The sequence below is a fragment of the Treponema sp. OMZ 788 genome (genome assembly GCF_024181245.1).
In the GTDB taxonomy this organism is placed as follows: Bacteria; Spirochaetota; Spirochaetia; order Treponematales; family Treponemataceae; genus Treponema_B.
The window spans coordinates 173,758-185,299 of sequence record NZ_CP051199.1; the positions used below are offsets into that span (position 1 = coordinate 173,758).

The 11,542-nt window shown below is 37.1% G+C and carries 11 protein-coding genes and 1 pseudogene; 1 reads left to right on the plus strand and 11 read right to left on the minus strand.

The window, feature by feature from the left end:
- Window positions 1-22: 22 nt before the first annotated feature.
- The 5 genes and pseudogenes from E4O00_RS00755 to E4O00_RS00775 all read right to left on the minus strand — a co-directional run bounded on the left by E4O00_RS00755 (window position 23) and on the right by E4O00_RS00775 (window position 4,262).
- Complete coding sequence (locus E4O00_RS00755; protein ID WP_253678097.1) at window positions 23-1,375, minus strand: YjiH family protein; 1,353 nt, start codon at window positions 1,373-1,375, stop codon at window positions 23-25.
- An 86-nt stretch (window positions 1,376-1,461) separates the two neighbouring features.
- A complete protein-coding gene (locus E4O00_RS00760; RefSeq protein ID WP_253678098.1) occupies window positions 1,462-2,223 on the minus strand; it encodes an RpnC/YadD family protein in 762 nt (253 codons plus the stop codon).
- A gap of 69 nt (window positions 2,224-2,292) precedes the next feature.
- Window positions 2,293-2,967 (minus strand): class I SAM-dependent methyltransferase, encoded by a 675-nt coding sequence (locus tag E4O00_RS00765; protein WP_253678099.1) that lies wholly within the window; start codon window positions 2,965-2,967, stop codon window positions 2,293-2,295.
- Window positions 2,968-3,128: 161 nt separating this feature from the next.
- Window positions 3,129-3,518: a VOC family protein gene (locus E4O00_RS00770; RefSeq protein ID WP_253678100.1), complete on the minus strand. Its 390-nt coding sequence runs from the start codon at window positions 3,516-3,518 to the stop codon at window positions 3,129-3,131.
- 84 nt (window positions 3,519-3,602) lie between these two features.
- Window positions 3,603-4,262, minus strand: a pseudogene (locus tag E4O00_RS00775) (Rpn family recombination-promoting nuclease/putative transposase).
- Window positions 4,263-4,708: 446 nt separating this feature from the next.
- Here E4O00_RS00775 and E4O00_RS00780 point away from each other — a divergent pair.
- On the plus strand, window positions 4,709-4,984 hold the full coding sequence (locus E4O00_RS00780) for a hypothetical protein (protein WP_253678101.1): 276 nt from the start codon (window positions 4,709-4,711) through the stop codon (window positions 4,982-4,984).
- Between the two features lie 69 nt (window positions 4,985-5,053).
- Here E4O00_RS00780 and mutS read toward each other — a convergent pair whose 3' ends face one another.
- From mutS to E4O00_RS00810, 6 genes are all read right to left on the minus strand, one after another.
- The gene (gene mutS, locus E4O00_RS00785) at window positions 5,054-7,723 is read right to left on the minus strand and encodes a DNA mismatch repair protein MutS (protein WP_253679764.1); all 2,670 of its coding nucleotides are present in this window, start codon (window positions 7,721-7,723) and stop codon (window positions 5,054-5,056) included.
- A gap of 13 nt (window positions 7,724-7,736) precedes the next feature.
- Complete coding sequence (locus tag E4O00_RS00790; RefSeq protein WP_253678102.1) at window positions 7,737-8,264, minus strand: OmpH/Skp family outer membrane protein; 528 nt, start codon at window positions 8,262-8,264, stop codon at window positions 7,737-7,739.
- Window positions 8,265-8,288: 24 nt separating this feature from the next.
- Window positions 8,289-8,612 (minus strand): BamA/TamA family outer membrane protein, encoded by a 324-nt coding sequence (locus E4O00_RS00795; protein ID WP_253678103.1) that lies wholly within the window; start codon window positions 8,610-8,612, stop codon window positions 8,289-8,291.
- A 13-nt stretch (window positions 8,613-8,625) separates the two neighbouring features.
- A complete protein-coding gene (locus E4O00_RS00800) occupies window positions 8,626-8,919 on the minus strand; it encodes a BamA/TamA family outer membrane protein (RefSeq protein ID WP_253678104.1) in 294 nt (97 codons plus the stop codon).
- 70 nt (window positions 8,920-8,989) lie between these two features.
- A complete protein-coding gene (gene bamA, locus E4O00_RS00805) occupies window positions 8,990-10,747 on the minus strand; it encodes an outer membrane protein assembly factor BamA (RefSeq protein WP_253678105.1) in 1,758 nt (585 codons plus the stop codon).
- A 14-nt stretch (window positions 10,748-10,761) separates the two neighbouring features.
- Window positions 10,762-11,538: a hypothetical protein gene (locus tag E4O00_RS00810; RefSeq protein WP_253678106.1), complete on the minus strand. Its 777-nt coding sequence runs from the start codon at window positions 11,536-11,538 to the stop codon at window positions 10,762-10,764.
- Between the last annotated feature and the right edge of the window lie 4 nt (window positions 11,539-11,542).

Genomic DNA, 11,542 nt, shown 5'->3' on the forward strand with positions numbered 1-11,542 from the left:
AAACATTCTTCAGCTTGAATTCTTATTTTGCTATCAAATATGTAAATATGTATATAAAGGGTGCTGTCAGCAGAACCGAAAGGATTACCCTTTCAACCCATATTATAAGATAATCTTTCATCTTTAGCGGGATTTCGGTACTCATCATACAGGGGATTGATGCCGAGAAAAATAAGATTTCCGAAACACAGGCGACGGCTACTACGAGTCTTGTACCTGCCGATGCACTTGCAACTAATGGAGCCGGCAAGAACATTTCTGCAATGCTGGTTGCAAGAGCCTTTGCTGCAAGAACAGGTTCAGGCAGTTGGATCAGCCATGTGAAGGGCACAAAGATATATCCGATTATGTCAAAAACGGGTGTATACTTTGCAATAATCAGACCTAAACTTCCGATTGCCATAAGGGAGGGGGCAAGGCCTATTGCAAGTTTTATACCGTCAAGAATATTTATTTTTACATTTTGAAGAAGTGAAGGGGCTGAGCTGCAAACATTAACGGCCTCATTTAAGGCTTTTTTAAATTTATTTCCCTTTACATCGGTTTCAATGTCGCCTTTTCTGTCTTCATAATAGGAATCGGCTTTTTTGGATAGAGGATATATTCTTGCCGTAATTGCCGTTACTATAAAGGTAACTATAACCGTTGTCCAAAAATAGAAGTTCCAATATTCCATAAAGCCGAGGGTCTTTGCGACTATTATCATAAATGTTGCCGAAACGGTAGAAAATCCTGTTGCAATTATTGCTGCTTCCTTGTCTGTGTATTTTCCTTCTTTGTAAACTCGGTTTGTGATAAGGAGGGCTATCGAATAACTTCCTACAAAGGAGGCTACTGCGTCTATTGCACTTCGTCCCGGAGTTTTCCAAACCGGCTTCATTATGGGGCGCATAAAAACACCTACAAATTCCATGAGGCCGTAGCCTACGATAAAGGCCAAAAAGACCGAGCCTATAGGAACAATAGTTGTAACCGGAACAACTATTTTACCGTAGATAAATGGAAGCATTCCTTTGGCTAAGAGAGCTTCGGGGCCTATATTGAATACAGTCATAATTGCAAAGGGAATTGCAAGAATGTTTATAAGGGAAAATACCATTTTTACCTTGGTCTTTTTCCACGAACCTGTTACAAAGGGAAAAACTACGCCCACACAGCAAAGCAAGAGCCCCCAGTATTTTGCATAATAGGGAATCTTTTGAATCAATCCCACAATGTGATCCAAGGGTATAGTTTTTTTTCCTCCGATTGCAATCGGGATAAAAAACATAAAAATTCCGATTAAACTATAAACAACAAATCGAATTATAGTTTTCGGATCCGCCTTTCCTCCAAGAGCAGCTGTGCCGCTCTCGTTCATTTTTTTGTCACTCATAACCATTCTCCTAAAAAAATATTTTTTCATGCGGTTTGTTTACAAACCGCATACACGTATTTCACCGATAACATATTCATTACAGCTCATTTTGAGAGGTTTTCAATATCTTCAATGGAAAGACCTGTCATCTGCATAATGAAGTCAAGTTCGCAATTTGCCTGCTTCATCAATCTTGCCGTTTCGAGAGCTTTTTGGTGCGAACCGTCTGCAAAGCCTTGTGCAATACCTTGCCGTATCCCAATCCTTAAACTTTCTTCTCGTTGTACCGCTATATCCGTGTCGTAATCATATTCTGCCAGTAACATATTTATCACCTCCCGAGATTTTCTTTGTAAATATTCTTTGAGTATATCGTTTTGTATGCACTCTTTTATGGCGTTTTCAAAGCCGCTTTTTTTATCAAGTGAGGTATGACGGCGCACGGCTTCTACGAACAGGCTGTATTCTTCCAACGGTTTGCAGGTCATTAAAATTTTATTCGCTTTGTCTGTGCTGATATTAAGCACTTGAACAGTCAGTTCCAGCGGAACCTCTTCCGATTTTACAATGTAGGCATCCGAAAGTTTAAGTATTTTCTGAGACGGATATTGTTCAATACCGTTGTAAAACACATAAAATTCGGGTGTAGGAATCTTCTGCAGACTTTTGTAATATTTAGCCTTCGGCTCTTGGATTTGTTCATACAGACGTGCTACATATTGCAAGCAACGTAAAGGCATATTTTCATTGATTGTTGATTGATGCTCCGCAAGCACAATGATTTTGTTGTCAACTAGACAGGAAACATCATTTGCAAAAAGATCTACAAAAACCGAATCTTTGTATTGCCGGTTGTTTTTACCCATTAATCACCCTCCTTAAGTGTCATTATACCAAAAAATTTACCGGTTAGCAATCATTATCCCATAGTATTTTTAGTTACTTATTATTAAAAACAAGCTTGACTCGTCTATTTCTTTAATCTCATATTCAAGACCGGATTTTTTACCTAAATCGTCGAAATCTTTTTCGGTGAAGGTTCGGGCCTTAAATCCGTCTTTGCAGATAATGATACCGTCCTTTGTTTTTTCTTCATCTATTTCTCCCAAAAGTTTTTTATCGGCTTGCTCTTTAAACCAGTCTAAACGGATATTCCAAAATTTGGAGCTATAAGTACTAAAATAAGCTCTCCCATTCTTTTTTAAGGCTTTTATACATTTTTGTATAAGCTCTTCAGGTTCTCCCTTGATTGCCGAAAGCCCGTTTTGTAAACAAAGAAGCATATCGAATTCTTCTTTAAAATCCATTTTATAGGCATCCATTGTTTCAAGATAAATATTCGAACCGTCTTTTAAAAATTCTTTTGCAAATTTAATTGAATCTTCCGAAATATCTATTCCCGTTACCGCCTTTGCATAGGGATAGAGTTCTTTTAAGATACGCCCATATCCGCAGCCGATTTCAAAGACAGATTCATTGCCTGTCAACTGTTTTTTGATAAAATTGATTTCCTCATCTAAATACTGCTTTACACGAGGAATCGCCGTTTCATAAACTTGGAACAACTTTTGCGAATTTAAACTTTTTGCATAATAATTTTCTTTACACATAAACTACTCCCACAAAAACCTCTTTATTGTTGTCATTTTCAGAAGTTTTTCTGCCGATGGTAATATCTTCATCCTTAAAATATACTAACATATGGTTATCGATTTTTCAATGGTAAAATATTATTATTTACTAAGATATATTCCATTAAGTCCTACATTAACTACTTTGATTCCAATGCAACTACTTCTAATTTTATTCTATCCGGGTCTTCAAAATAAACTGCATAGTGTTCCTTTCCGCCTGCGTGAGGATATTTTTCATCATACAATAGTGTTACCCTCATTTTTATTAACTCATCCCTTATAGCATCGACTTCTTGTTTTGAGCTGCAATTAAAAGCGATATGGTTTAAGCCTATATTACATCTATTATATTTATTTTTAATATATTTAGCCCTTGTCTGCACAAATACAAGATAAAATCCGTCTTTTTTATAAGAAAAGCCCTCGTTCCAATCTTGAAACAAAACATAGCCCAGTCTTTCCAGCAGCCATGTATAAAATCTTCTACTTTCTTTTAAATTGCCTACATAAATTTCAATATGATGCATATAAGCCTTTGCTATGATATTAAAAATACGCCTCAGCTGTTTATTGCCTTGGTTAATCTGCCTGTCAATGAGCTTTGCATAAAATTACAGTTTTTCTATTTCGGATTCGGGAAGTCCTGTTATCTCATTAATTACAGCTATATCAAAGTTTTTTAGCTTCATATTTTTAGCTGTTTCTCTCTTAACTTTATACTCGGTTTTATCTTTAATATCCATTTCAAAAGTAGATAATAACCTATACTCTTGCCTTGCCTGTTCATTATTTTTTACTGTTTGTATCATTTTTTCTATCCCTCTTGTAAATTCGCTTTTTGCCTTACCTGTTTTAAGGTATTCTAAAAAATCCTTTAATTCTTTGTCCTCAGTGTTTTCAAAGGCCTCTGCATTTATTATAACCTTTTGTGTGCCGTCATGTAAAGGTGTATTTTTGTCTTCAATACAAATATTTTCAAAGGTATAAATAGGTCTATTTTTGCCTATAACATCAAAGGTACAGATAAAAATTATAAAGCTGTCGTTTAAAGCATTATATGAATTGCCCTTATCCAAAAAAAGAAATATCAAGAGCCGCTTGGTAAAACCGCATTCTTTTAGGAGTATTCCTTTCATTGCTTACCTGCATTTCTACATCATAAAGTTTACCGCTTTCTGCCTGTACTAGAACATCAAACCTTACGGACTTTGCATAGTTTTACAAAACATAAAATCGTCTGTAAACGTTAAATCTTCAAATCTTTTTACCATTTGTTTTCTCCTATTATTTTTAATATTCTCCATCCTTATTATATTTGTAGGAATTATTTAAAAAAAATAGCAAAATAGGTAAAAATATTCTCCAATTATTTTGCTTTTTATCTCGATCAAAGAGTAAACCAAAAACTTTGTAAACTGCCGATTGGGGGTAAAGTGGGCTCCCCTTTGGCTAAAAATCTTATTCAAAAATCTTTTAGATTATACTCTTCAAGTCTCTTTTTCATAGTATAAACCATTGACTCGTTTAATTAAACATAAAGATATTGAATTACTGTTTCTTCTCTTAATTATAAGGCTCTATGTTGAATAAATAGTAAATTTTAAACTTGAAAAATTCAGCTTTTTAGATTATACTTAACATATAAAATACCGGAAGATTTTTTACAGGTCAAATAATTGATTGGGGGAACGGTAAGAAGGTTCGCTTTCAAGGAAATATGGTAAAATATAAGTCCGTTAAAAAAGAAATTCTTGATTTATTTAGCAATGTAGAACTAAATGCAATGATGAACCAAGGTTATCCCGATTTTAAAGATGAATATGATGCTGAAAAAATTTACATTGAGGTCTGCTCTTATCGGGATGCAGAGACTAATGCTCTTGTTGATTATGATCTGCGTTTAATTGATAAGTCCTATTTTGAGGGAACTTGGAATGGATGGTATGCAAAATCGGCGGATCTTGATCAGGATTTTTTTGATAATTTAAAATAAGAGTAATTTCAAATCCCCTGCTATGGCAGGGGATTTTTTTTATGGTTTCTTAACTCCTCGGAATTAACCTTATGTCATTTCCCCGAGAGCCTTTTTTTTCCATGAGGCGATGAGCTGGAGGGCTTTTATCGGGGCTGTTTCATCGGGGTTGGTCGATAGGATTTCGTTTAAGATAAGCTCTTCTTCAGGGAAGAGGGATAGAGTGTTCGAAACCGGGCTTGAGGCGGCTTTCTCTTCGGAGCCGATGGCCGTGTTGCCGGAAGGGCTTTCTGCTTGACCGGCTCTTTCTTTTTGGAATTGGCTTCTCATGTATAAAAGGTTTTCGGCCCTTGTTAAGACGCTTTGAGGGATGCCTGCAAGGCCTGCAACGTGGATGCCGTAAGAATTTCCTGCAGCTCCGGGAACTACCTTTTTTAAAAAGACTATCTTTCCTTCTGCTTCAAGCACATCTAGTTTTAGGTTTATGATTTTTTCGTGCTCCAACCGGGTAAGCTCATGATAGTGGGTTGCAAAGAGGGTTTTTGCCTTTATGGTATTAAGGAGGTGTTCGCTTACGGCCTGAGCTATCGCAAGACCGTCCTCCATAGAAGTTCCTCGGCCGACCTCGTCCATGATAACAAGGCTGTTCCGCGTTGCCGAATTGAGGATGTAGGCCGTTTCTATCATCTCGACCAAAAAGGTCGATTCCCCTCGGGCAAGATTGTCAGTTGCTCCCACTCTGCAAAAGATCTTATCTACGGGGCTTAAAACGGCCTTTTCGGCCGGAACAAAGGAGCCAATCTGGGCTAAAAGGCAGATTAGTGCTGTCTGCCGTAAAAAAGTGCTTTTTCCCGCCATGTTGGGTCCTGTGATGACCGCAAAGGACGGAATTGTTCTATCTTCTTGATTTGAAGCTTCTCCCGACAAGAGTTCAATGGAATTGGGTACAAAGTCGCCGGCCCTAAGATGGTTTTCGACTACAGGGTGCCTGCCGTTTGTTATATTTAAGAGCCCTGAATTATCGCAAAGTTCCGGTCTTGTCCATGCATGCAAAATTGCGGCCTGTGCAAAGGATTGGTTCACATCGAGCTCGGCGACTTCTTCTGCAAGTTTTTGTAAAAAGCGGTGATGAGAACCTATTTCGGTGCAAACCTCATCAAAGACCTCTTTTTCGGCATCGATAAGCCTTTCTTCCGAGTTATTTATATTGTCTTCTATTTGCTGCAAGGTTTCGGTGGTAAAACGGTCTGCATTTGACAGGGAACGCTGCCGGATAAAATAATCGGGAACAGCCGAGATATTTCCTAAAGAAACTTCCAAAAAATAACCCATCATCCTGTTATATTTTATTTTTAGATTATTGATGCCCGTTTTTTTCCGTTCATCGTCCAAATATTTTTCAAGAATCTCGTGGGCATTTTCTTTTATGTTTTTTATCGTGTCTACCTTTTTTGAAAAGCCTTTTTTTATAAGCTTTCCGTCATTTAAGGCTATTGTGCACTCATCATCTATCGAATTTTCCAAAAGGTTGCGGATTTCGGTAAGCAGCTTTTTTTCTTCATCGTTAATCTGCAAAAAATTAAGCTTTTTTTCTTCTATGAGGCTTCCCATCCTTATTACGGAGTTAAGGCTTTGTTTTAGGGCTAAAAGATCCTTCCCGTGGGTCTTTTTCATGGCAATGCGGCCCGAAAGACGCTCAATATCGAGTATTGAAGAAAGGGTTTCCCTTATAACCGCTGAAGCCTTTCCGTCCTTGAAAAGACTGTTTACCTTGTCGAGCCTCTTATCTATTTCCTTCTTTGAGCGGAGCGGATAGCTTATCCTCCTCCTTAAAAGGCGGGTTCCCATGGCCGTCTTCGTGTAATTTACAGATTCAAAGAGGCTGTATGCAGGGCTGTTATCCCTCAAGTTGGTCAAAAGCTCTAAATTTTTCCTTGTGGAGTCATCCAAAGAAACAAAGTCGCTTTCGGCATAGATTTTAATCCCCGAAATGTGGGAAATATCCCTGCCCGAAATCTCTTCCAAGTATTGAAGCAGGAGGCCGGCAGGCGGAACTTCAGGCGAATTGATATCGAGTAAAAAGCCCTTTAGGTTTTCGGTTCCAAAGGCTGAGCAAAGTCTTTTTTCGGCCTGATCGGGGTTAAAGCTCCAATCCGGATAAAAGTTTTGCATCATCGAAGGAAATTCCGAAAGGATCTGCTTTAAGACCGGGAATTCGCTTTGAATCGACTGCTGAATTAAAATTTCTTTGGGGTTGATTCTTCCTATTTCTTTTAAAAACTGTTCTTTAAAATCTGTTTTGGGGAAGGATGTAGCAAAAAAATTGCCCGTGGTAATATCTATATAGGCAAGGCCTGCATAGTAATCGAGCCCGCAGTTTCCTTCAGTTTTTTTGTTTGAGCAATATACGGCTGCAAGATAGTTATTGCTTCCCTGTTCTAAAAAGTCGTCTTCGGCAACGGTTCCGGGAGTGATAACTTCAACAACCTTGCGTTCGGTCAAGCCTCCTGCTACGGGCTCCGTAACTTGCTCGCATATCGCAATCTTTTTGCCTGCACGCAGGAGTCGGGCTATGTATATTTTTGCAGCGTGATAAGGGATGCCGCACATAGGTACATCGGCTCTTTTTGTGAGAGTCAGGTTTAAGATTCGGCTTACTTCAACAGCCTCATCGAAAAACATCTCATAAAAATCGCCGAGCCTAAAAAAAAGTATTTCGTCCTTGTATTGTGCCTTGATGCTGAGGTATTGCCTCATCATGGGCGTTTGAGGCTTATTCACTTTGTTTTCTTAATTCTTGAATAACCTTGTCGGTAATATCGACAGTAGGGCTGTACCATATGATGCCTGTATTATGCTCATAGCTTAAAACCATTGTGTAGCCTTCAGATTCGGCAACTCGGCTGACGGCTTCATATAAGCTGCTGTAAAAAGTATCATCATTGATAAGATTTTTTCTGAGCATATTCAATTCGTCATTGGAAGCCTTTACATATTCCATCAATAAGGTAATTTTGCTCTTTATTTTTTCTTCATATTTTTTTACTTCAGAGTCTTTTCCGTCAGCTTCTGCATTAACTTTTTTTTGTCTAAGCTGTACGATTTCAGCCTCAAGAAGCTTTTTTTGATTTTCAAATTTCTCTTTCTTTTCCTGATAGTCCCTTGCCGCCTTTGCATCACGCCTAAATGTATCGAAAATAAGACCTGTATCTATTACTGCAAAGCGGGTAATTTGCTGTGCATAGATTCCAAGAGACAACAATAACATTATAACAATAATCAAAGCACCTTTTTTATTCATACTTAAACTCCTATAAACTAAGACTTATAAATTCGGTATATTGAATGAAAGAACAAATCTCCAGTCGGCTCCTTTTCCGTTTCCCCATACCGGTTTACCGTTTTCGGATATAAATGTATTTGCAAATAATAACCGTAATGGGAATTGAGGAATTGAAAATCTTAATCCGGGGCCGAAGCTGAAATAATAATCGTTTATACTTAGAGACCTTAGGTCTTTTAAGCTGTTTTTGACGGCTATAGCATCAAAGAAGAAATCAAAGGATAAAATTCCATGAGCTAAGGGCCATCTGAATTCAATCCAGTTATTTTGCATAACCATTCCAGCCGCTTGGGGTCCCATTCCCATCCAGCCTCTTCCTTTAAAAAGCTCCGTCAATGTAGAGAAGTCTGTCAAAACCTATAGGTTTCTTTTCAAGAGGAACTTGGAAAGAAAATCCCGAATAAAAGCCTAGGACAAATTTTAAATTCCATATTTCACTTACAGGGTAGTCTAAAAGTGTTACATAAAATTCTCCCTTTGTATCCGATTGAAAAAAGTATTCATCTTCAATCTTAGGCATAAGTCCGAAAAAGCTCAGCTCTTGGCTAAAAAACCAACCCTTCGATGGGTCATGAGCAAGGTCTCGATCATCTATAGATAATTTTATTTTCAAAGAGTTGCTTAAGCTCCATTTGTCTTGTTGAGTTCGAATTCTTTCCTCTGCAGGTCTATATAGTTTGCTGTTATAAAAATTTTTTTACAATACCGAAATTTACTCCGCCCCTTAATGTTATAACAGCAAATTTGGGAAACCATCTATATCCAGAGTTCATACCGAAACCGAATTCAAGACGGTCATACTTCATTTTAAATGCATCCGATAAAGAAGGATTTGCATTAAATTCATCCATAGTTAAATGCGGGTCGGGTATATTATTAAATGGATACATGAGATCCTGATAAGTATTTAGTGTCTTATGTGCCACAGAAAAGTCAAAACCAACCGAAATAGGCTTGCCCAAGAACCAGTTTTCGGTGAAGCCGAGAGTTAAGCTCTGGGTATCGCTTGCTGCATTCAGATTGACCGATAACTCTCTTCCGGTTCCAAACAAGTTCTTTTCTTCCCATTGTGCAAACACTGACATTGGGAAAGCATTTGTGTCGGATACTCCGGAAAAAGTAATTCCGAATTGAATTCCAGCTGTAGACTGTTCTTCAACATTTATTATTACATCCACAAGATCAGGCTCTGAGCCGGGCAGAACATCAGGTAAAACTGTTGAGAAATACCTGAGGTTTGCCAAGTTTCTAAAACTATTCATGATTTTAGTTTTAGAAAATACATCCCCTTCTTTTAGTAGGAGTTCTCGTAAAATTACTTTATCCTTAGTTTTGGTATTTCCTTTTATTATGATATTTTCAATATGACTTCTTTCTCTCTCGATGATGAGTACTGTATACGAAACTTCTTTAGTTGATGTATTGCGGTTTTCTTTTTTATCGATGTAATTGCCGGTATAACCGTTTTCATAATATAGGTTTGCTACATCTCCAAATCCTATTTCAAATTTTTTCAAGTTAAAGATATCGCCTTTTTTTAGTTTAAATTTTTCGCCTAGCTCCTCGCTTGAAAAAATATAGTTACCTTGAAAATCTATACCCGCATAAGTAAACTGTTCTCCTTCCATGATTACATAGGTAAGGGTAATTTGATCTTTTTGAGGGTCAGATGTACTGTCTATATCCCTTTTGATAGTTTCAACATGGGCATCAATATAGCCATGTTCTCCATAGAATAATTTGATTGCACTTTTATCGGCTTGTAGAGCATCTTCTCTGAACAAACCCTTTTGCAATAGCCATGCTTCTTTAGAAACCAGAACTTTTTTTAGGGCTTTTTCGGGGAATTTCGAATTTCCTTCAAAAAGAATTTTATTTATAACTGAAACCTTCCCTTCTTTGACTGAGAATTCGACTTTTATACTGTTTTTTTCTTTATCTTCTGAGGTATTACTGGCTATTTCAGCTTTTGTAAAGCCTTTTTCGATATAAAAGTCTTTTAAGGCTCTTTCAGCATTTTTTACATTAATTTCATTGAAAATATCTCCCTTTTTTATGTTTATAGCTGAAAGAAGATCAGATTTTTTGATATTGCTGTTTCCTATAAAAACAATATCTTTTACGGCAGGTTTTTCTTTAACTATAAATTCCAAAAAAACGGAATTATACTTTTCATCTGCCGGTATGGCCTTGGGCACGATGTCTGTAAAGTAATCTAAAGCATAGATTTTTTGTAAAATTTCCCAATATAGATCATCAGAAAAAGTTTTTTTCTTGTATGATTTGAAGATTTCATCTAATTCTGAAGCTTCAATATTTTGTAATCCCTTAAACTTAATCTCTAAAACCGGTTTTCCGTTATACCAGCCCTCAGGTTCTTGAGCAAAGCAGTTTAATACAAAAAGGAATAGTATAAAACCTACAATTTTTTTCTTCAACATTTTTTATCCCCCTATTAATAGGAAAATTTCCATGATAGTGTCAATCCTGTATCCGATACAAACAGAGAGTCGGGCCTGCTTGGAGCTATGTGCCATCTAAGCAGGAAGAACGGAGTATTCATTTCAAAGCCTATTTCAGGTTGAAACAGTAAATTTCCGTAAACCGGTTTTCTAACAGCATCTGTTTTTGCAGAAAGCGGATCGTAATAGCTAAGATGCAGCATTGCATCCGCATATATGGCAGAACCAAAATACTTACCAATGTAAACACTTGTATTATCAAAATAGTTACCGATTGTCAATGGCTTATCTTTTGAAGATCTAAATAAATTTTCCAATATAACATTTTGTATGAGCAGACTTCTTGCCGAGAATACATCTACATGCAGAAGATTTCTGACTTCTTGTTCAACTCTTTTCATTATACCTATGTTTGCCAAAATATCTGAAGCATTTAGCAGGGTTTCTTTTAAAACATTGCTGTTTTTTAGGTCGCCTAATGCTACCTGTCCCATTAAGTTCATTGTATCGGAGTCTGACATAGCCATAGGAGGAGAGGTTGAAATTACAGGTCTAAAACGCTCAAGGTCAAGATGCTGATCCTTTGCCGTTAAGCTGATCGTAAGAGGCTGTCCGTCAGGCATTTTATCTTTTATTTCAGCTCTTACGGATATTATAGGTTCAATTTGCTGAAAAGGAGAATTAAGAATCTTTAATTCGCCTTCTTTTATGTAAAAGTTCCTTTTTATATAAAAAATTTCTCCTGTACGGATTTTTGCAGATCCCGACATATCG